19 protein-coding genes and 1 tRNA gene are annotated in these 22,930 nt (G+C 32.4%); 8 read left to right on the top strand and 12 right to left on the bottom strand.

Annotated elements, in window-relative coordinates; genetic code table 11:
• On the bottom strand, window positions 1-585 hold a 585-nt coding region (locus SVN78_01775; GenBank protein MDY6820331.1), incomplete at its 3' end, for a 2-oxoacid:acceptor oxidoreductase family protein.
• Window positions 586-717: 132 nt separating this feature from the next.
• Between SVN78_01775 and metF the strand changes: the two genes are divergently transcribed.
• Window positions 718-1,593, top strand: a complete 876-nt coding sequence (gene metF, locus SVN78_01770) for a methylenetetrahydrofolate reductase [NAD(P)H] (GenBank protein ID MDY6820330.1) — start codon at window positions 718-720, stop codon at window positions 1,591-1,593.
• 8 nt (window positions 1,594-1,601) lie between these two features.
• Here metF and SVN78_01765 read toward each other — a convergent pair.
• Window positions 1,602-1,688, bottom strand: a tRNA-Ser gene (locus tag SVN78_01765).
• 117 nt (window positions 1,689-1,805) lie between these two features.
• On the opposite strand from SVN78_01765, the gene SVN78_01760 reads away from it, so the two are divergent.
• Genes SVN78_01760 through SVN78_01745 form a run of 4 tightly spaced genes read left to right on the top strand, consistent with a single transcriptional unit; the run spans window position 1,806 to window position 6,272 of the window.
• Window positions 1,806-2,438 carry a hypothetical protein gene (locus tag SVN78_01760; protein MDY6820329.1) on the top strand — a complete coding sequence of 211 codons (633 nt, stop codon included), beginning with the start codon at window positions 1,806-1,808 and terminating at the stop codon, window positions 2,436-2,438.
• The gene (locus tag SVN78_01755) at window positions 2,431-2,583 is read left to right on the top strand and encodes a hypothetical protein (protein MDY6820328.1); all 153 of its coding nucleotides are present in this window, start codon (window positions 2,431-2,433) and stop codon (window positions 2,581-2,583) included. The genes SVN78_01760 and SVN78_01755 overlap by 8 nt, the downstream gene beginning before the upstream one ends.
• Window positions 2,584-2,592: 9 nt before the next feature.
• Window positions 2,593-4,422 carry a sodium:solute symporter gene (locus SVN78_01750; GenBank protein MDY6820327.1) on the top strand — a complete coding sequence of 610 codons (1,830 nt, stop codon included), beginning with the start codon at window positions 2,593-2,595 and terminating at the stop codon, window positions 4,420-4,422.
• A 47-nt stretch (window positions 4,423-4,469) separates the two neighbouring features.
• On the top strand, window positions 4,470-6,272 hold the full coding sequence (locus SVN78_01745; protein ID MDY6820326.1) for a sodium:solute symporter: 1,803 nt from the start codon (window positions 4,470-4,472) through the stop codon (window positions 6,270-6,272).
• A 142-nt stretch (window positions 6,273-6,414) separates the two neighbouring features.
• On the opposite strand, the gene SVN78_01740 is transcribed toward SVN78_01745, so the two are convergent.
• From SVN78_01740 to SVN78_01700, 9 genes are all read right to left on the bottom strand, one after another.
• The gene (locus SVN78_01740; protein MDY6820325.1) at window positions 6,415-7,266 is read right to left on the bottom strand and encodes a C-GCAxxG-C-C family protein; all 852 of its coding nucleotides are present in this window, start codon (window positions 7,264-7,266) and stop codon (window positions 6,415-6,417) included.
• Between the two features lie 68 nt (window positions 7,267-7,334).
• Entirely contained in the window at window positions 7,335-8,144 is an 810-nt protein-coding gene (locus SVN78_01735) for a succinate dehydrogenase iron-sulfur subunit (GenBank protein ID MDY6820324.1), read from the bottom strand.
• Window positions 8,145-8,153: 9 nt separating this feature from the next.
• Window positions 8,154-8,516: a hypothetical protein gene (locus tag SVN78_01730; protein MDY6820323.1), complete on the bottom strand. Its 363-nt coding sequence runs from the start codon at window positions 8,514-8,516 to the stop codon at window positions 8,154-8,156.
• A 10-nt stretch (window positions 8,517-8,526) separates the two neighbouring features.
• Entirely contained in the window at window positions 8,527-8,967 is a 441-nt protein-coding gene (gene sdhC, locus SVN78_01725; GenBank protein MDY6820322.1) for a succinate dehydrogenase, cytochrome b556 subunit, read from the bottom strand.
• A 17-nt stretch (window positions 8,968-8,984) separates the two neighbouring features.
• Window positions 8,985-10,697 carry a succinate dehydrogenase/fumarate reductase flavoprotein subunit gene (locus SVN78_01720; GenBank protein ID MDY6820321.1) on the bottom strand — a complete coding sequence of 571 codons (1,713 nt, stop codon included), beginning with the start codon at window positions 10,695-10,697 and terminating at the stop codon, window positions 8,985-8,987.
• Window positions 10,698-10,710: 13 nt separating this feature from the next.
• Entirely contained in the window at window positions 10,711-12,690 is a 1,980-nt protein-coding gene (locus tag SVN78_01715; protein MDY6820320.1) for a cytochrome c3 family protein, read from the bottom strand.
• 81 nt (window positions 12,691-12,771) lie between these two features.
• On the bottom strand, window positions 12,772-13,851 hold the full coding sequence (gene leuB, locus SVN78_01710; protein MDY6820319.1) for a 3-isopropylmalate dehydrogenase: 1,080 nt from the start codon (window positions 13,849-13,851) through the stop codon (window positions 12,772-12,774).
• A gap of 247 nt (window positions 13,852-14,098) precedes the next feature.
• Window positions 14,099-15,772 (bottom strand): sodium/solute symporter, encoded by a 1,674-nt coding sequence (locus SVN78_01705; GenBank protein MDY6820318.1) that lies wholly within the window; start codon window positions 15,770-15,772, stop codon window positions 14,099-14,101.
• 267 nt (window positions 15,773-16,039) lie between these two features.
• Window positions 16,040-17,359: a short-chain fatty acid transporter gene (locus SVN78_01700; GenBank protein MDY6820317.1), complete on the bottom strand. Its 1,320-nt coding sequence runs from the start codon at window positions 17,357-17,359 to the stop codon at window positions 16,040-16,042.
• A gap of 544 nt (window positions 17,360-17,903) precedes the next feature.
• Here SVN78_01700 and acs point away from each other — a divergent pair.
• Window positions 17,904-19,955, top strand: coding sequence for an acetate--CoA ligase (acs, locus tag SVN78_01695; GenBank protein ID MDY6820316.1), 2,052 nt, complete (start codon window positions 17,904-17,906; stop codon window positions 19,953-19,955).
• A 55-nt stretch (window positions 19,956-20,010) separates the two neighbouring features.
• Here acs and SVN78_01690 read toward each other — a convergent pair whose 3' ends face one another.
• Complete coding sequence (locus SVN78_01690; GenBank protein ID MDY6820315.1) at window positions 20,011-20,931, bottom strand: bile acid:sodium symporter family protein; 921 nt, start codon at window positions 20,929-20,931, stop codon at window positions 20,011-20,013.
• 155 nt (window positions 20,932-21,086) lie between these two features.
• On the opposite strand from SVN78_01690, the gene SVN78_01685 reads away from it, so the two are divergent.
• Both SVN78_01685 and SVN78_01680 read left to right on the top strand, forming a co-directional pair.
• A complete protein-coding gene (locus SVN78_01685) occupies window positions 21,087-22,088 on the top strand; it encodes a SpoIIE family protein phosphatase (GenBank protein MDY6820314.1) in 1,002 nt (333 codons plus the stop codon).
• 644 nt (window positions 22,089-22,732) lie between these two features.
• Window positions 22,733-22,930: SDR family NAD(P)-dependent oxidoreductase (locus SVN78_01680; GenBank protein ID MDY6820313.1), on the top strand; the 198-nt coding region annotated here is incomplete at its 3' end.

Genomic DNA, 22,930 nt, shown 5'->3' with positions numbered 1-22,930 from the left:
AATATCCTTTCCTATATCAATACCCTTATAAAATGCTTGTTTGTTACCTTCTATTACATTATTACCCTTTCCCTTAAAGACATTTTCCAATACATCTGTTATTAACTCTTTTTTTGTATTTAAAATACTTGAAAGAACCCCTGCTATTAAAACATTTAAATATCTCTTATCACCCAACTCTTTGACAGTTTTCTCAAGATCAATAACAAGTTTATTAACTTCCATAGATATTTTATCTTGTAAGTATTTATCTTCGCCCACTACAAGTGTATTATTATTTAATCGACCTTCTTTTTCGCACCACTCTAGTACACCTTTAGAGATCGTAAAAACAATGTCTACATCTCTTTTAATTGCTTTTTTTCTTTTATTTGAAATGATTAATGTCAAGGTATTAATCCCTCCCCTAACCCGTGACATATATTCCTTTGATGAATAGATATAATAATTATTCTTCTTTATATATTGAACCAATATATTTTCCACAACATTTAATCCTTGCCCTGCCTGAGCACCTATCAGTATTGTAATATCTTCCATCATTAACACCTCTAAAGTAACATTAAATAATATACAACTAATCATAATAGTATTTGCAATTAATAAAAAGTCAATATAAACAAATTAAAATAAATTAAATTTAAATGACAATACTAATATAAATAGTTTACATAAACTGATAAATAATCTAGAATATCAACAATTTAATTATAATTAATGGAGGTTCTCATAAAAATTATAGACAAACTAAACAGCAAAGATGCATCCCTATCTTTTGAATACTTCCCCCCAAAAGAGATAGAAAAAGAAGATATGCTCTTTAACACTATCTCAACATTAAGCAGATATAACCCTGATTTCTCATCTGTTACCTATTCACCTAAGAACTTAAACTTAGATAAAACGTTAAAATGGACTATTATGCTTAAACAAAAATTTCATATTGAATCAATGATGCATTTAACAGCATTTACTATTTCAAAGGAAGACGTTATTGAGGTTACAAAAAAACTTAAAGCCTCAAAGATAGAAAATATATTGGCATTAAGAGGTGATAATCCCGATAATTTAACAATTAAAAAAAATTCATTTAAATATGCCCTTTCATTAATAGAATTTATTAAAAAGATAGATAATACCTTCTGCATTGGTTGTGCTGGCTACCCTGAAGGACATATTGAAGCTGAAAACTTTGATAAAGATTTGTATTATTTAAACAAAAAAATTGAAGCTGGAGCAAGTTTTATTATAACCCAGCTATTTTTTATTAACGATTATTTCTATAGATTTATCGACAAACTGAATAAAAAAGGAATAAATGCCCCTGTTATTTGTGGAATAATGCCAATAACAAATCTAAAACAGATAATTAAATTCACTAAAATATGTGGGGTTACAATACCTAAAGAACTTTTAGAGAAATTAGAAGACAAAAGTAGCGAGGAAGTTATAAAAATAGGTGCTGAATATACTATAAATCAATGTTTAGATTTGATAGATAATGGATTTAAAAAATTTCATTTTTACACATTAAATAAAACAAATGCAGTTGAAACAATACTTAATTCGTTAAGAACAACATTAACAATATAATTGTATTACGGAGAGGGTGGGATTCGAACCCACGGTGCAAAGATGCACACACGATTTCGAGTCGTGCGCCTTCAGCCAAACTCGGCCACCTCTCCACATAAATAACATATAATTTATCATAAAAAAATCAAATATATCAATTATAATCTGCATTTAACTTGACACCTTATAGATTAGGTCATTATACTTTTAAAAAATAAAGAGGTATTAAAATGATCAAAAAAATTGTAATATTTTTATTTTTCTTCTTTTTATACTCTATTAATGTTAAAGCAGCTAGTTTTAGTAGCGAATATTATATAATTAAATACCCAAATGAATGGATACATGCATATAAGGCTCCCACTCTTACACTAATCCCTGAAAATAATGTTACAATAAATATTGATACCTATAAGGTCTCAGAATTATCAGATAGCTTAAAACCTTTAAAAGTAAAAAGCGGTAAGAAGGGACCAATTAATTTGTTAGATGTTTTAAACTTTAAATATTTAACAGAATTAGCAGACAAGGGTTGGAAGACTAATAAAACTCCTGAAGTTGAACATATTGGTCCTTATAAAACAATCTATATAGAGTTAGTGAAAGATAGCCAATATATGGCTCTTACTATATTTGAAAAAGAATATATCTTTGCATTCAAGATAATTACAAAAAATAAAAATGAATTTACAGTGTACAAAAATAATATTAGAGAAATAATTACCAAGAATTTTTCAGTAAAAATAGGCAATCCTATATATATGGTTATAGGAATGACTATTGCATATGCAGCATCATTTATTGGCTTAATAGCAGCTTATTTATATTACAAAAAAAGAAAGGGGGATACAAAAAATGAATAGCTATTATGTTGAAATACCGGGTACAGCAAATATGATTGAAAGAATCGATATAACCTGGTTGGGTATAGCTGTACCAGCATTAATATTAATACTTTCAATACTGGTAGTATGGGGTATATACAATTTTTATAGTAAAAAACAGTAGGAGGAAGAAATGGTTGATTTTAATTTCCTTGATCTCTTTTGGATATTCTTCTACATAGCCTTTATGCTTGTCTTAACTCTTTTATTTTATAAACTTGCAAAGAAGGGTCAGGAATCCTTTTTTCTAGCAGATAGAAATCTAAGTTGGTGGATGCCTGCCATCTCAGTTTATGGCACCCACACTGCCACAGATACACCTGTCTGGATATCAGGTGTAATCTATACCCATGGTTTAAGAGGTCTATGGTATACCTTCTTCTCAGCTTGGTGTGCCTTAAGTGCCTTTATTAGCACTAAAATATTTAGAAGATCCCTATCTTACACCCAGGCAGAATATCAGAAGTTGAGATTTGGTGGTATGAGCGCTGAACTATTAAGGGGATGGATTGGTGGATGGCAGATTTTTATGAATATGTTTGTTATAGGTTGGGTATCTATTGCAATGGGTAAGGTATGTGCATATATGTTTGGTTGGCCTATATGGGTTGGTGGGCCCCTTTTTACAATACTCGTTTTTTTCTATGTGCTTGTATCTGGCTATTGGGGTGTTATAGTTTCTGACCTTCAACAGGGTATAGTTATATTTGCTATTATAGTAATTGTATCTTTCTGGGGTATATTAGGTGTAGGTGGTCCATCATCTATAGTTGATTCACTCCATAACTTGGGTGAATCTTGGAGATTAAATCCCTTTTTCTTTGATAGTAATTTTACTATAGGCTGGTTTATAACAATGCTTATTATTGCAGTTATAGGTGGAGTTGGTATGGGAACATCTATTGATTGGTACCCTGATGCACAAAGGGTTGCATCAACAAGATCAATTAAGGATGCCTCCTATGCTATGTGGATAGGTGGACTCCTTGTAGTAATTAGAAATTCTCTTTGGGCAGTTGCAATTCTAGCCTTTTATGTAGCCTATCCTTTTGAGTTTTCACACAATGGTGAGCTCGCATGGTATAGACTAGGTATAGATCTAATGCCCCATGGGCTTTTAGGTTTCTTTTTTGTTGCAATTGTTGCAATACATTTCTCTACCATATCATCACATCTAAACTTAGGGGCAATGTATGCTACAAGGGATATATACCACCACTATATATCGCCAGAAGCAACTGAAAAAAAACTTGTATGGATTGGACGCCTTAATACATTAATCCTACTTTTGGGCTCCCTCTTTTTCTCGTTAATGATAGGCGAAAAAATAACAAGTTGGCTTATATATGCACTATGGCTTATGGCAGCTGGTTTGTGGCTACCAAATATCTTACAGGTTATTTGGTGGAGATTTAATGGCTGGGGATATCTATCAGCATGGATTGCTAATCTAGCTGTTAGCTGGCTAATCGTATGGATATTGCCATCCCTTGGTATAGGAACAGGCATGTCTCAAGAATGGCAATTCTGGTGGTCTATGATATTATGTCTACCAATATATCTATTTTTCACATACATTACAAAACCAGAAGATAAGGAGAAACTAGCTATATACTATGCTATGACCCGACCATTAGGTTTCTGGAAACCTATAAGAGAGATTGCTATCTCAAAGGGATATATTAATGAAGCAGATGATAAGGTCGACTCATGGGGCATAAGAGACCTTTTAGGTTGTATATGTTCAGTCTTATCCTATGGACTATGGATGTTAGGTATAGCTTGGATACTACTAAATGATCCCAAAGGGTGGATAACTACATTGTTAGCTATTGTTGTGACGGTGGTTATGTATAAGATCCTAAATAGTGAATTAACAAAACAATCTGATCACTTTGAAAAGAAACAAGCAGAATATAAAAAACTAATAGAAAATAGTCAGAGATGGATTGAAAATAGTTAAGTAAATAATCATTTAAATATTGTCCTATATTTAAATAGGGGTAAATAGTGAATGTAATTGATACTATAATTATAGTTATATACACTTTCCTATTTTTTATTACCCCCTTTTTTTTTCGCAAATTAAGCTCTAAAAAACCTTCTTCTTATTTTCTAGCAGATAGAAATCTAAGTTGGTGGATGCCTGCCATCTCAGTTTATGGCACCCACACTGCCACAGATACGCCTGTCTGGATATCAGGTGTAATCTATACCCATGGTTTAAGAGGTCTATGGTATACCTTCTTTTCAGCTTGGTGTGCACTAAGTGCCTTTATTAGCACTAAAATATTTAGAAGATCCCTATCTTACACCCAGGCAGAATATCAGAAGTTGAGATTTGGTGGTATGAGCGCTGAACTATTAAGGGGATGGATTGGTGGATGGCAGATTTTTATGAATATGTTTGTTATAGGTTGGGTATCTATTGCAATGGGTAAGGTATGTGCATATATGTTTGGTTGGCCTATATGGGTTGGTGGGCCCCTTTTTACAATACTCGTTTTTTTCTATGTGCTTGTATCTGGCTATTGGGGTGTTATAGTTTCTGACCTTCAACAGGGTATAGTTATATTTGCTATTATAGTAATTGTATCTTTCTGGGGTATATTAGGTGTAGGTGGTCCATCATCTATAGTTGATTCACTCCATAACTTGGGTGAATCTTGGAGATTAAATCCCTTTTTCTTTGATAGTAATTTTACTATAGGCTGGTTTATAACAATGCTTATTATTGCAGTTATAGGTGGAGTTGGTATGGGAACATCTATTGATTGGTACCCTGATGCACAAAGGGTTGCATCAACAAGATCAATTAAGGATGCCTCCTATGCTATGTGGATAGGTGGACTCCTTGTAGTAATTAGAAATTCTCTTTGGGCAGTTGCAATTCTAGCCTTTTATGTAGCCTATCCTTTTGAGTTTTCACACAATGGTGAGCTCGCATGGTATAGACTAGGTATAGATCTAATGCCCCATGGGCTTTTAGGTTTCTTTTTTGTTGCAATTGTTGCAATACATTTCTCTACCATATCATCACATCTAAACTTAGGGGCAATGTATGCTACAAGGGATATATACCACCACTATATATCGCCAGAAGCAACTGAAAAAAAACTTGTATGGATTGGACGCCTTAATACATTAATCCTACTTTTGGGCTCCCTCTTTTTCTCGTTAATGATAGGCGAAAAAATAACAAGTTGGCTTATATATGCACTATGGCTTATGGCAGCTGGTTTGTGGCTACCAAATATCTTACAGGTTATTTGGTGGAGATTTAATGGCTGGGGATATCTATCAGCATGGATTGCTAATCTAGCTGTTAGCTGGCTAATCGTATGGATATTGCCATCCCTTGGTATAGGAACAGGCATGTCTCAAGAATGGCAATTCTGGTGGTCTATGATATTATGTCTACCAATATATCTATTTTTCACATACATTACAAAACCAGAAGATAAGGAGAAACTAGCTATATACTATGCTATGACCCGACCATTAGGTTTCTGGAAACCTATAAGAGAGATTGCTATCTCAAAGGGATATATTACTGAAGCAGATGATAAGGTTGACTCATGGGGCATAAGAGACCTTTTAGGTTGTATATGTTCAGTTTTATCCTATGGACTATGGATGTTAGGTATAGCTTGGATACTACTAAATGATCCCAAAGGGTGGATAACTACATTGTTAGCTATTGTTGTGACGGTGGTTATGTATAAATTATTAAATAGAAGAATTAACAATGAATCAATAAATTATGAAAATAAAAAAATATATAATTATTATAAAAAATTACTAAACTATTAGATTCATTTATCATCAATATTCAATATTAATTCTGTTAATTTGAAAATCTTCCAGCCTTCCGACCTCGCAAGTTCAACTTTATAACTATTATAATGTAAATAAACCACTGCCACCAAAGATAATAGTGGCAGTGGTGAATATTTTACATTCCAAAGGGGTGGCTTGATGGATCAATCTGTTTTAAATCAACATGACACCTTGAACACTCCATCTGGGCTTTAACATTTGGATTATATGCGTTTTGAGTATCTAAATGACAATTTAGACAACTTGCATACTCAACTTTTGCTGGATCAAACTGACTATGGTACCTACCATCATAATATTGATTTAACATCTCTGCTACATGCATCGCCACATCCCCTGTAACCTTAGCACACCTATCTGCTCTCTCAGGTGATAGTGAAGAAATGGATGGATCATCGACCTCTCTAGCTCCATTTACCCATAGGGTAACACTTACGTGGCATATGGGGCTCTTAGCAACTGTTCTTGCTTGATTTTTAAACTTAGCATAGCTATCATGATGGGTACTTGGAAATTCTTGATTTTGATACCAATCTATAACATCATTAATCAAAAGTGTATAATTACTAGGTGCACCAACTAGATTAAATATTTGAGCGCTCCCATTAAGAGTACCACAAATTGTACCCCAACCAGCTACACCACCACCTCCAAATCTAAACATATCAAGTGGAAGGGTATTAAAGGGATACCCTATATTTTCAGATAAAATCTCTAGAAGTGTGCACACTACACCACCCATACATTCATACTTATAAAAATTATTATAGGCCCTTTCACCTACCTCATTGATATCAAATCTGTACGAACCAATACTCCAGGGCAGTTGTTTAACACTTCCTGCTTGTTTTACCTCCTTAAAAGGTCCAAAACCAGCAAACAAACTTCCAACACTTAATACTGAACCTACACCAACTGCTGAGGCCGCTAAAAAATTTCTTCTACTACACTTTTTTTCTTCACCCATAATAAACCTCCTTTAAAAAGTTTTTTAATAAAATAACTTTCCTATCAATACCTTTGTTTGTAATAAACTTATTTTACAGTTCTTTCAGGTGCTTTTGGAACCTCACCCTTTGGTTTAATAGTATAATCAATGGGGCCATAGGTAGTTGCCTTTTTCACTTTACTAGCCTTAAAATAAGTTGATATTATAAGCTTTTTAAATCTTTGTATAGCTAGTGCAGGATCCACCCCTTTAGGACAAGCAATTGAGCAAGCTCCTGCAAAATGACAGTGCCAAATTCCATGCTTATTATCGACTTTTTGCCTTCTCTCCATTAAACCCTCATCTCTGGTATCAACAGAATATCTATAGGCTTGTGTAGTTGCCTGCGGCCCAAGAAAATTTTTATCTGTGGCACAAGTTGGGCAAGCCGAAAGACAAATACCGCATTTAACACAATAACTAAACTGTAAATATCTGTTTAACTCTTCGTGGGATTGTAAAAATGGGGTATCCTTATTTACTTGCTTTTTGTGCATAATACCAGGTAGTATTTTTTCATGTCTATCAAAAAGTGGGGTTAAATCAACTATCAAATCCTTTACTATATCAAAATTAGGAAGCGGTTTAATAACAAAGGTAAAGGTGTTTAATTCTTTAACCTGGGTATGACACGCCAAATGAGGGAAACCATTTACCAACATTGCACAACTACCACATATACCCATTCTACAAGATGCTCTAAAAGATAAACTCCCGTCAATTTCCTCCTTGACCTTTATCAAAGCATCTAATATTGTCATCCCTTCCTTATAGGAAATCTCATATTTCTTGATATAAGGTTTTTTATCTGTTTCAGGCGTAAATCTTTGTATATTTAACGTAACAATTTCAGCCATTTTTCCCTCCTAATCGATAAAAAATTTAATAGTAGATAAACTTCCTACAAACAATAAAATCAGCCCAAATATCCATATAGCTACATTAGTTATTCTACTAGATTTATCTGAATAAAATATTTCAACTAAAATATTCTTTAAGCCGTATAATCCGTGATATAAACCAATTAATAATAATAGCAAATAAAATATAAAATAATATACACTTTTTCCTCTCTCTAAAACTGACTCAAAATGTAAGGGTTCAACATGGCTGGAAGTTATAAAGGAGATGATATCTGTTAAATGCATTAAAATCATGTGAAAACCCAAAAGAACTATTAATGCCACTCCTGCACAAATATGTAAAAACCAAAATAAACCTCTATTCATAATTACCTCCCTAGTATATAAAAAAATCATAAAAAGATATAATAGCTAACAACACAACTACTATACCAACTATCCATACCACATATCTGTGTTTTTCAATAGAGTTAGAAAAAGGAAATATAGGAGGTTCAGGCTCACCAAGCCCAATACCTAATTCATTAAAAAAAAGTCTAAGACCATTAAGGGCATGAAATACAAATGCGATAAACACCAAATATTCACCAAGCTTGAATATAGGATTTTCAACCACAGCCATTGTGCTTTCCCACGTTTCAGCCCCATAAACCCTTAAATATGTAACAAATATATGTAAAATAAAATAAAGGAGTATTCCAAGCCCTGTTATTCTGTGAAGAGTATATAAATATCTCTCAATTGTATATTTTCCACCATATACAAAACCCCAAATACCTAAATCATTTTTATAAGTATTTGTTCTTCCTTCCATCATTTTACCCTCCATGTAAATTAATATTTTCTTTCAACAGGTTTCCACATACTTATATTCACTGGTGAATAATCAATCTCCACCTCATCACCCTTTTTTCTGAAAATTGTATGTTTTAGAAAATTCTCATCATCCCTCTTCGGATAGTCACGTCTTGCATGGCCACCACGCGATTCTTTTCTATTTATTGCGCCCATAACTATCATTTTCGACAACAACAACATTGTTTTTAGCTCAATTGCAGTAATAAGATCGGTATTATAAATTCTATTTTTATCTACTATCTTTATATTATTGTAACGTTCAGTGAGTTCCCTAATAGTTTTATCTGCTTTTTCTAAATCTTCACTATCTCTAAAAACACCCACATTCTTATCCATTAAGTCTCTTAACTTATTTCTAATCTCATACAGGTTTTCAGAACCATTCTTATTCAAAAGTTTAACAAAAATTTCATCCTCTACTTCTTTTAACAGCTTACTATCAAGTTCTACCGGCTTTTCTTTAGTTTTTAGTGCTTTAGATATTTCGTCTCCAACAATATGGCCCCATACTAAGCATTCTGCTGTAGAGTTTGAACCTAATCTATTAGCACCATGCAATGAAACACATGCTGCTTCACCAGCTGCATATATACCTTCAATCTCACATTTACCATTAATATCTGTATGAATACCACCCATAGAATAATGTGCAGCAGGCCTTATAGGTATATAATCTTTTATTGGATCCTTTCCTGCAAATCTAATTGAAACTTCTCTAATTAGTGGAAGCCTTTCGTTTATTTTTTCTGCCCCTAAATGGGTTAGGTCTAAACAAACGTAATCTAACCCATCATCCCTTTTATAACCTCTACCCTCCTCTATTTCCGTCATTTCAGCTCTTGCCACAATATCTCTTGGAGCTAATTCCATCTTTGATGGTGCATATTTTTCCATAAATCGTTCACCCTTATTATTCCTCAAATAGCCTCCCTCACCACGTGCTGCTTCAGTAATTAATACTCCAGAAGGAACAAGTCCAGTTGGATGAAACTGTATAAACTCCATATCTTTTAATGAACAACCTGCATCAAAAGCAAGAGCTGACCCGTCACCAGTACATGTTATTGAATAAGTTGTAAAACCAAAAATCCTACAAAATCCACCAGTAGCAATTATAAGAAATTTTCCTCTAAGTTGTCTTAAAATACCTTCATTTAAATCCCAACAAATAAGGCCTGCAAATCTCTTATTTTTTGTAACTATTTTTAAAGCCATATGATCATGGAAGAGACTAACAGAATTATACTTAAATAGGTTATCATAGAGTGTTTGAACTTCAAAAAAACCTGTTTTGTCAGCAGCATAAATTGTTCTATTACAACTATGCCCCCCAAAAGGTCTATATGCAATTTTTCCATTTTCATCACGTGACCAAGGAATACCTAGATGATCAAGAAATATAATTTCTTCAGGCATGGTAGTCGCGAATTTCATAACAACATCTTGATCAGCCAAAAAATCTGAACCTTTAATAGTATCCCATGCATGCAGCTCAAAGGTATCACCTTCTTCAGGATGCATAACAGCAGCAGTACCCCCTTCTGCACACACTGAATGGGGTCTCATTATATGTGTTTTTGAGATTAGTGCTATACTTGCATTTCCATCACTTTTCATTGCAATCTGTAAGGCAGCCCTCATTCCTGCCAATCCAGACCCTAAAACAATAACATCAAAAACGTCACTCATTCTAACCTCCTAATCATATAATTGACACAATAAAAGTTATTAAAATTGCTATTATTAGTGCTAATCCAATACCCAAAAAGATGAATCCAAATATTTTTGAAAGCCTAATTAGATCCTCTGAAGGAGGTTCAACAATCAGCTCATCAAGCTTTCCTGTTTTTACAAGCTCCTCATATTCCTCTGGTCTTTCATCTTTAAGTCTTTCCAAGGGTTGTTTGCCCAAAAATACAACAGTATCTAACGGAAAGCTTTCTGGCCTTAAATGAGTATGGAAAAAATGAAACATAAAGATAAAGCCAATAGCTAGCAAAGCTTCCTCACCATGGACTATAGCAGCTATATTTAATGCTATACCAGGCAAAAACTGTGCAAAAAATTCGGGAAACCACAAAATTAAACCAGAAAAACCAATAACTGGTATACCCCAAAAAACAGCAAAATAGTCAAATTTTTCCCAATAATTAAAATGTCCAATATCTGGCCTCTTGCCTAAGTAGAAGAACCAACGAATATTATTGTATAGATCCACAAAATCTTTAAATCTTGGTACTAATGAGTTTTGACCAATTAAGTAACTAAGATCTTTCCTTATAATAATTTTATAGATTAAATAAATTAAATGTGAAACTCCATATCCAAAGGTTATGACAGCGCACACTCTATGAACAAAACGTGCAACCTCAACGCCACCAAATATGTTAGCAAGTGTTTGCGCCCAACCCGCATAGTGAAATTTCAAAGGTATTCCTGTGGCAGCAAGTCCTAAAAAACTAATAATAATAGCTAAATGCGTATATATAGTTACATTAGAAAATCTTTTTACCCACTTATCTTTATAGCTAAACCTTTTTAATTCCCCTTTAACAAGAGCTACAATGCTCCTTTGAAGCCATAATATGTCATGTATTCCAAAAAAGCCAAATACAGAAATTAATAGAAGAGTCATAAATAAGTAAATATAATACAATAAGGGATTAGCTTCCTTATTATGAGGGTCTGGATGGGCAATAAAACTAATGAAAGCATCTGTTGCGTTTTTATGACATTTACCACATGTTTCTTTCAAATTATTTTTATTCACCGTTGAGCGTGGATTATCAGTAGGTAATATTAAATGTGGATTGTGACAATCAGAGCAAAGAGCTGCTCTGACAAATCCTAGAGATGTTGCCTTACCATGAAAGGAATCTTCATATGAAGGTGCTTTATCAATATGACAACCTCCACACTCTTTTTCCTCTAAAAGAGTCAACATTAATCTATCAATATCTTTTATCTGATGCGAACTATGGCAGGTTGTACAAACAGGTGCATTTTTATTACCCTTTACCAAAGCTTCTCTATGGATACTACTATTATATCTTTTTAAAATACCTAAATGGCATTTACCACATGTATTTGTCACATTTTTTCTATTAATAGTTGAGTTGTCATCTTTAGGTGACAAAATTAGGTGATACCCATGACAACTGGAACAAGTTGCAGAAACAATCAAGCCTGATTTAGATAGTGCCTTTCCATGCACACTACCTTTAAAATCTTTTATAAATTCAGTAGATGGCAATTTATGATCTGCTACAAACTTTTCATCTTGATGACATTTTGAGCATGTATTTGGAAGATTCATTGGATTAATAGTAGAATTTATATCATCCTTTTTGTATATATTGTGACTGCCATGACACTCTTTACACATTCTAGAGAGGTCATCAAAAACATTGCTATGTATAGATTTTGATAACATTTCTTCTTCTTTACCATGACAATTTAAGCACTTTACAGGTTTTAAATTTTTCTTATGTGGTATATTCTCTATATCGCTGTGACAGGAAATACAGCTTAAACCCTTATGCACACTCTCATTTAATTCCTTTACATCTACTTTAGGCTCCACATATTTGTGACAATTCAAACACTGTTGCTCACTCTGACATATTCCTATTAAGGGATATAACGTTATGAAGAACACAACATAATAGATTAGTCTTCTCATAAATAAAACCTCTTAATAAATTTATTATTAAATTGTATACAATATATTTAAAATATTTTCAATATTTTTTATTAAATAAAATTAAGAAATATTATTAATAATTAAATCACCCATTTTATCCGTTGATACAAGCTTTTGTTTATTTTTATCAACAAATATATCCAGTGTAGCATAATTTTCATTTAAAACATGTTCTACCGCTTTTTCAATTTTTATAGCTAAGTCATCTCTATTAAAAGAATATCGAAGCATTAAAGCAACTGATAAAATAGCACCAATCGGATTTGCCTTGTTCTGCCCATAAATATCTGGAGCTGATCCATGCACTGGCTCATATAGGCCAAAACTCCTCTCTCCAATAGAGGCTGAGGCTAATAATCCTAAAGAGCCACATAAAACAGCAGATTCATCACTTAAAATATCACCAAACATATTTTCTGTTACAATTATATCAAATCTAGCTGGATCTCTAATGATTTGCATTGCTGCGTTATCAACATATAAATGATCTAATTCTATATCACTGAATTCATTTTTCTGTAAATTTATAAATATTTCTCTCCACAACAAACTTGTTGATAAAACATTTGCCTTATCAATGCTAGTTATGCGTTTATTTCTTAATCTAGCTGCTTGAAAGGCAACTTTTGCAATCCTCTTAATCTCTTTAGCAGTGTACTTCATTGTATCAATAGCAAAGCTTCTATCATCTGATATATATTTAGGTGTGCTAAAATAAAGGCCACCTGTTAGTTCTCTAAAAATTAAAAAATCAACTCCTTTATCAATTATCCTATTTTTTATTGGAGATATATCTTTTAAGGAATTATATACCTTAATAGGTCTTATATTAATAAATAGATTAAAATGCTTTCTAAGCGGCAGCAAACCTCCCCTCTCAGGTTGCTCTTCTGGTGGTAAATTTTCCCACTTAGGACCGCCTACTGCTCCAAGCAAGATAGCATCAGACTTGTCGCAGACTTCCTTTGTCTCATTAGGCAGTGCCACACCTGCTTCATCAATCGCAGAACCGCCAATAAGAGCATATTTGAATCTAAAATCAATATCAAACTTTTCATCAATCCTCTTTAATACCTTTACAGCTTCATTTGTAACCTCTATCCCTATGCCGTCACCTGGCAATATCGCTATCGTATACATTTTCCCTCCTAAATATAATTGACTTATATATTATAGTCTCAAATTTTCTAACTATCAAACATTTCTTTTTTTTAGCACATACCCTTTAAATTATAATAAATTATTAGTTTCTTATTATAATACTACCTTAACCAGCTAATAACTGTCAAATACACTAATTGTATTTATTTGTATATAAATAATTGCAAAATAATACTTTTATAGTAGGCAATATTTTACAGTTAATCTATTTTATATAACTATTAATTTACCAAAAATAAATATTTAGAAATACAAATACCACAAAAGAAATACCTGCCCATAAATATGGATTTTTATACAGTGGTGGTCTCGCAAGTTTTTCTTCTCCTTCTGAGGCCAATCCTTTAACTAAACCTACTAATTCGTTTTCAGGTTTTGGTTTTGTAAATAAAGTTATTATTATTGTTACAATAAGGCAGATAAACCATCCCCACCAAGCTTGCCATAAGTTTTTACTCATATTTGAAGGATCATCTGAAAGTGTTATAAGATGAAGAACACTATCTAAAACGCCGCTTCTCATACCTAAAAATAAGAAGAAAGATGTCAACATACCACACAATAACCCCCAAAAGGCCCCAGCTGGTGAAGTTTTACGCCAAAACATCCCTAGTAATAATGTGGCAAAAAGCGGAGCATTAACCCAGGAAAAGATCGCTTGTATAAAATCCATTATCGTGGGAAATTGTCTAACCCAATATGCAATTGCTACTGATAATAGTACTCCAACTATTGTTGTAATTCTCCCCATCCAAAGTAAAGACACATCGCTAACCTTACCCTTTCTTAGTAGTACATATAAATCATAGGTCCAAACAGTGTTAAAGGCTGAAATATTTCCAGCCTGACCTGCCATAAAACCAGCTAAAAGTGCTGTAACACCTAACCCTAATAAGCCACTTGGAAAGTATCTAGTCATTAAAACAGGTAAAGCTGAATCATAGTTGATATTGCCATTATCTACTAATAAATTTAATTCACCTGTCTTTACCAATGAAAGAGCAACAAATCCTGACACAACAATTATAAATGGCAGAGCCATTTTAAAGAAAGATGCTATAATAGGTGTCATTCTGGCAGCATTTAAATCTTTTGCCGAAAATGCCCTTTGAACAACAAGAAAATCAGCAGTCCAATACCCAAAGGATAATACCCAACCTAGTCCCAATACCATACCAAGCCAATGAATACCCATAGGATTATCTGCAGGATCTAATGTTGTTGACCATAATGAAAGAAATGCTTTGTCTAAATTTGCTGTTATAGCAGAAAACCCACCTAAATCAATTAAGCCTAAAAAAGGTATTAGAAATAACCCAAACCAAATAAGAAAAAATTGAACAACCTCAGTAAATATTGCTGATATTAAACCGCCTAAAGTAACATAAATAGCTATTGTTATAGCAGAAACCCACATTGATAAATGCCAATCCCAACCTAAAACAGATCTAAAAACTAGTGCCATCAAATACATATTTATACCGGACATTAAGACGGTCATAAAAAGAAATGATATAGCCGATAACACACGTGTTCTTTCGTCAAACCTATGCTTTAGGTAACCAGGGATAGATTTAATTTTACTATGATAGTAAAAAGGCATCATAAAAAGAGCTAAAAACAACATTGCAGGGATAGCGCCAATCCAATACCAATGGCTAACTAATATGCCATATTTAAGCGTTGCCCCAGTCCAACCCAATATCTCAAGTGAGCCCAAATTAGCAGATAAAAAAGCTAATCCCGCTATTAATGAAGAATTACGTCTACCTGCTAAGAAATAATCATCACCAGTTTTTGTGAATTTTTTTGCGTAGAAACCAATTGCAATAATAAAAACAAAATAAAATATAATTATAAACCAATCAACTGGTTTTAGTGTTATAACACTTTGATTCATAATAGCCTCCCTTATTGTTTATTCTATCATTTTATACAACCGCTATAAGCACAAGTAAATATTTAATCTATTTTTAAATTTTTAATTATTTATTAACATATGCTGCAAAACCACTACCACTTATTAAATTCATTGACAGATAACTTCCTTCTATATATTAACGTCGTCATTAATAATAGAATTGGTTGGAAAATTTTTACTGTATTCTTGCTTATTTTAAATCAAATACTATATTTATTTATTTAAACAATATTTTTTGAACCTATTTTATAAAATCAAGAAACACAAGCTAACTATAATTCCACTATATATTAGAGCAACTAAACAATAACCCATTATATCTTTAGCACCTAGCCCAGCTATCCCTAATGCGGGTAATGCCCAAAAGGGTTGAATCATATTTGTCCATGCATCACCCCAGGCAACAGCCATCGCAGTCTTTGCCAAAGGGACCCCCAATTCTACGCTTGCAGGTACCATTATAGGTCCCTGCACTGCCCATTGCCCTCCTCCGGACGGAACAAAAAAGTTAACCAGACCAGCACTTAAAAAAGTGAAAAACGGGAGTGTAGTCTCACTGGAGATACTTACAAACCACCCTGAAATAGTAGCTGCAAGACCAGAAGCTACCATCATACCCATAATCCCTGAATAAAAGGGAAATTGTAGAATTATACCTCCAGCACCTTTAACAGCATTATGAAGTGAAATAAGATAGGATTTTGGTGTTTTATGAAGTAGGATACCAAAAAAAAGAAAAATAAAATTGACAATATTCAAGTTTAACTTAAAGCCATTTGTTCCAAAATAATAAACTATATATACAAAACCCATTATCCCAATTAGCATTGAAATTGTTGTGCTATTTTCTAACCTGTCTGCGGGTGTATTTTTAACTATTTCAAAACCATCCTCTTTTTCAGCATCTAATATTTTAGTGGGAATTTCAAAAGTGTCATATTTGGGTGGAACCATCAATCTTGTTAAGAATGGAAGAGTAATGATTAATATAATCATTGTTATTAAGTTAAAAGTTGAGAAAATTGTTTCAGATGTTTGAATAATTCCCATTTGATCTTCTAAAAAATGACCAGGTGTAGCTATTGTTAATGGGATTGAGCCAGATAATCCTGCATGCCATACTAAAAAACCTATATAGCCACTTGCTATTAACAATCTGTAGTCAACACCTTTAATAGTTTTTGCCATTTCTTTTGCTATCAAAGCCCCAATAACTAAACCAAACCCCCAGTTAATCCAGGAGGCAATTGAACCAACTAATGTAGTAACCATAATAGCCTGGGTTGGATTTTTCATTGCTTTTGCTACACTTCTCAATAAGTTCTTTAAAAGGGGAGTATTAGCTAACACAAAACCTGTTACTAATATCAATATCATTTGCATTGAAAAAGCTAGTAAATTCCAAAAGCCATTCCCCCAATATATAATCATATTCATAGGTGATTGTTTATTAATTAATATCCCCATTATAAAAACTACAAAAGTTAAAACCACTGCAAAAATAAAAGGATCGGGGAGATATCTTTGTACTAGTTTTACAAAAAAACCAGAAATTTTAGAAATCATTTTTATCTCTTTTTTCAAATAATATTTTATTATAAAATTATTTTCATTGCAATAATAACTCAATGAAATATTTATATCAATTAATATTATAAGGGAAAATCTAACTTGCGAAGTTGAAGGTTTGTAGGATATGCTTGAAAAAAATAATTAATGTCTTTTAAATATTTTATTGATAAATTTTATTAGTTTAAAGCGATTTAGATGTGTTTAATATTCTGATACAATGAAAAAATAACACTATTACATAAAATTTTGTGTAATATATAATGTTATAGCAATAAATATAGAATATTAAATAATTTTTCTAATATTTATATTGACAAAGCTAAAACGTTAATATATATTTGGAATAATATAAATTTAAGGTAGCTAACAAGTGAAATTACAATCTTTTGTAGAAAATTATAGATTATGTTAAAAAGTTTACTCTATATTCGATGTCTTGCTTTACTATGGTCTATTCTCAAGTTTTTTAAAATATATAAAAAATAGAGGTTTATATCAACATAAATCATAATCTAAAAAGTACAGGAGGTTTATTAAAATGAAGAAAAAAAACAATTTAAAAGGTATAGAGGTTAGCGAAACACAAGTTGCAGTTCATTGGAAAGAAGAGGAGTACGTTTATCCCCCTGCCAAATTTATTGGACAAGCAAATATGACAGACCCCAATATTAAAGAACGCTTTAAAGAAGAGAATTTTCCCGAATGTTTTAGGGAATATGCTGATATGCTTCACTGGGACAAATACTGGCAAACTACACTTGACACAAGTAACCCACCTTTTTGGAAATGGTTTGTTGGTGGCAAATTAAATGCATGCTATAATTGTATTGATAGACATTTAGATAAATATAAAAATAAAGCAGCCTATATATGGGTCCCTGAACCAGAGAACGAAGAACATTATACAATGACCTATTATGAGCTTTACCGAAAAGTTAATGAACTTGCCGTACTTCTAAAGGATTTTGCCAAGCTTAAGACTGGAGATAGGGTAACATTACATATGCCTATGGTATTAGCATTGCCTATATCGATGCTTGCTTGTGCTAGATTAGGAATTATTCACTCAGTGGTGTATGGAGGATTTAGTGGTAAGTCTTGCGCAGATAGAATAGTTGATTCTGGGAGTAATGTGCTTATAACTATTGATGGGTATTATCGAAATGGTGAACTTTTAGACCATAAAATTAAAGCCGATGAATCTGTGGAGGAAGCTAAAAAAGAAGGTGTAAATATAGATAAGGTACTAATCTGGCGGCGTTATCCGGGAAAATATGTTTCAAAAGCTCCTATAGTAGAAGGCCGTGATTACTTTTTAGATGACTTACTAAAGAGTTATAAAAGAAAAACTATAAATCCTGTATCTATGCCCTCTGAAGCACCTCTCTTTCTTATGTATACTAGTGGTACTACAGCTAAACCTAAGGGATGTCAACATAGCACTGGTGGGTATTTAGCATATGCTACTGGTACATCAAAGTATATTCAGGATATTCATCCTGAGGATACATATTGGTGCCTTGCTGATATAGGGTGGATTACTGGCCATTCATATATTGTTTATGGTCCTTTATCACTTGCTGCCACAAGCATTATGTATGAAGGTGTACCCACCTATCCTGATGCTGGCCGACCATGGAGGATAGCTGAGCAATTTAATGTAAACATATTCCACACAGCACCCACTACTATACGAATGTTAAGAAAAGTAGGTCCTGATGAACCAAAAAAATATAATTATCATTTTAAACATATGACCACAGTGGGGGAACCAATAGAACCAGAAGTGTGGAGATGGTATTATAAGGTGATTGGTAAAGGCGAAGCTGTGATTGTTGATACATGGTGGCAAACAGAGACTGGAGGATTTCTCTGCAGTACCATACCAGCACTTCAACCTATGAAACCAGGAAGCGCGGGTACAGGACTGCCTGGTATTTACCCAGTAATCTATGATGAAGAGGGAAAAGAACTCAAGGCTGGAGAGGGTAAGGCAGGTAATTTATGTATTAGAAATCCATGGCCAGGTATAATGCAAACTATATGGGGAGCCCATGAAAAATTCATTAAAACATATTATGAAAAATATTGTAAGAACAAAAATAGTAAAAACTGGAAAGATTGGCCTTATTTCTCTGGAGATGCTGCAGTACAAGCTGCAGACGGCTATTATCGAATATTAGGTCGGGTTGACGATGTAATAAATGTTGCTGGCCACAGGATAGGTACCAAAGAACTAGAATCTGCTGTACTTGTTGCTGAAGAAGTGGCAGAAGCAGCTGTTGTTCCTGTAGAAGATGAATTAAAGGGTCATGTGCCTTGTGTTTTTGTATCTCTCAAACCAGGTTACACAACAAATAAAGAAATAGAAAACAAAATTAAAGAAAATATTATCAAAATAATTGGTCCAATAGCCAAACCAAAAAATATTTATATAGTACCTGACATGCCTAAAACACGTTCAGGAAAGATTATGCGTCGTGTGCTTTCATCCATTTCTAATAACTCAGATGTTGGCGATGTAACCACATTGGCTAACCCAGAAATTGTAGAAGCAATACGTAAAATGGCACAGAAAAAAAAGACATAGCTTTTTAAAAAAATATCATAACTAATGAGATGACATAAAACAAAATTTCAGTTTTTCATTTATCCCTTCCCCATATGGAAGCAAGAAAAGAGCCAGATAGATTATGCCATATTGAGTAAATAGCACCAGGAAGTGCACTTAGTGGGTTAAAATGTAGAACAGCTAATGTTGCAGCAAGTGCCGAATTTTGCATACCTACCTCAATTGAGATTGCTTTACACTGCTTCTTTTTTAATTTAAAGACCTTTGATATATAAAAACCTAAAATTAAACCAAAAACATTATGTATTACAACTAAGCAGATCAAGAGAGCGACATATCTTACAGATATATAGTTATTAGATGAGACAACAGCCATAATTATAATAATTATTGACCATATAGATATTGTCGGCAGAACTGGCAATATATGATATATTTTTTCCTCAAACAATCTATTAATTAATATTCCTAAAATAACTGGAACTAAAACAATCTGGGATATAGAGAAAAACATACTACTAATATTAATATCAACCCATGAATGAACAAAAAAATATGTTAATAATGGCGTTATAAATGGGGACAGTAATGTAGATATAGTTGTCAAGCCTATTGATAAGGCAATATCTCCCTTTGCAATAAAAGTCATAACATTTGATGCCGTACCCCCTGGAGAACAACCTAATAACATTACACCTATTGCAATTTCAGGATTTACGGGAAATAATGTTATCAAAAAGAATGCAGCACAAGGCATAATTGTATATTGTAATACAATACCTAAAAATAATGCCTTTGGATATTTAAAAACATTAGTAAGATCAGAAATTTTAATAGTTAACCCCATAGCAAACATTATGAGAGATAATAATATTTTAACGTATGGTAAAAATATCGTTAATTCGTCAAAAGAAAGTGCAAATACTGTCGCAAGGATTACTAAGATAGTAAAATATTTTGTTGAAATAAGTGATATTTTACTTATAAAGTTCATAATTAATAATATCAGTAATTTACTTTCTTGATAAGTAATAAATAATAAATTAAGGGGAAAATAACTAGATTTGAGATAAATAGGTGATAATTATAAATTTAAGAATAGTAAAATTTTAAAAAAGATTATATTCTACTAAAAAGGATTAACACTTAATGGCAATACAAGAAATAGATAAAACATTCGAGATTAGAAATAATTCTGATCTAATTAGAGTATCTATCTATTTAAATAAAATTTTGATAAATTGTCCAACAAATTTAAAAGATTTAATAGAAATTGCATCTTCAGAATTAACGACAAATATTTTAAAACATGCTGAAAAAGGAGAATTAAAGATTTATATCGATGAGAAAAAGATAATGTTAAAATCATATAATATGGGTAGACTGTCTGTTTTTGATCTTATGGATGGAAAGACAAACAAAAATTCACTAGGTATTGGCTTAGGGGTCGCTGGAAGATCTGCAGATGAGTTTTATTACAAATTTAATCCAGTTGAAATAACGTGGATAAAATATTTTAAAGCTAATGTTATAAATAGATTTGATATTGCAACAAAAGTAGAATCCCTTGTCTTTAGTGGTTGTGGAGATAGAATCATAAAAATAGAGATGCCAAGCTACATATTTATAGCTTTACTCGATGTATCAGGACATGGAAAATATGCTGGTGAACAAGCTGTCAAAATCTCAAAATTTATAGACAATCATTACTATTTAAAATTAAATGACATTGTTGAGTGCTTAATTGAATATACAAAAAACATGGATAGAAGATTTGTGATAGAATTTCTAAAATTATGGAAAATAAAAAATAAATTAGAATTTTGTGGAATAGGAGATGTCTCATGTAAAATTTTTTACAAAAATAAACAATTTAGTGCACATCCTTTATTCAACTACAACAATGAAAAACTTATTACAAAAAATGGCGTATTAGGAGGTGTAAAACAAGATTGGATGAAAGATTTTAATATAATAGAAAAGGATATACCAAAGGGTGCCTTTATCCTTATGTTTAGCGATGGCATATCATCTTCTATAACACTTGAAAATACTCATTTTAATAAATCTCCCCATGAAATTATTGATCAATTATTTAACAAATATAAAAAAGAGGATGATAGCTCACTTGTTATAATTAAATGCAAATAAAATTTTATAATACAATATTATTTAATTATTCAAATCGTAGGTTTCAATAGCTGTTTTTGCTATAGTCATATATAAGAATAATTGGATTTTCTTTCTTTATATTATTTAGACAAGTAACATCAATCTCATCTAGCTTAAGTCTTGAAGCATCCTTAGCATCTCTTTCTCCTTCAGTATAGGGTGTCTCACCAAGAACAGTTATTGCTACATCATAACCTAGTGAACCAATGCCCTATTTATTATTATATTTCACATTTATATCTTCCATCACATTTTTACAAGCACTTTATAAAATAGGGAAAACTCAACTTGCGAAGTTGGGGGATTGTGCCATAGCACTTAAACTTAAGTGATCGGTAAATCTGACTTGCGAAGTCAGAGGATGGGGTTAAATTGGCTGTAATGGCTTAAATATGCTGAAAATCTGACTTGCGAAGTCAGAGGATATGCAGAAAATCTAACTTGCGAAGTTGGGAGACTACCTAGTGCGCTTTGAGTTCTAGGAAATGTCCTATTTATTTCATCAATGAGAATATTATTGTTAAAGGTTGGTCTTTTTTATTATATATTGAAATATCAGTTAATATCCATAATATATTAATAATAATTTAAAATACGTTTAAAGTTTATAAAAGGAGGTGGTTATGTCTAAAACAATACTTATAACTGGAGCATCTGCAGGTATTGGTAAAGCTATTGCCTACCAATTTGCAAAAAACGATTGGTCATTAATACTTGTTGCACGCAGACTTGAAAGATTAAAGGAAATTAAAGATGATATTGGCAAAGACAATATTCATATTGAGAGTATTGATGTAAGAGACAAAAAGAAAGTTAAGGAA

It is taken from the genome of Deferribacterota bacterium, from assembly GCA_034189185.1.
GTDB lineage: Bacteria > Chrysiogenota > Deferribacteres > Deferribacterales > UBA228 > UBA228.
This window is presented reverse-complemented; position numbering and strand designations above follow the sequence as displayed.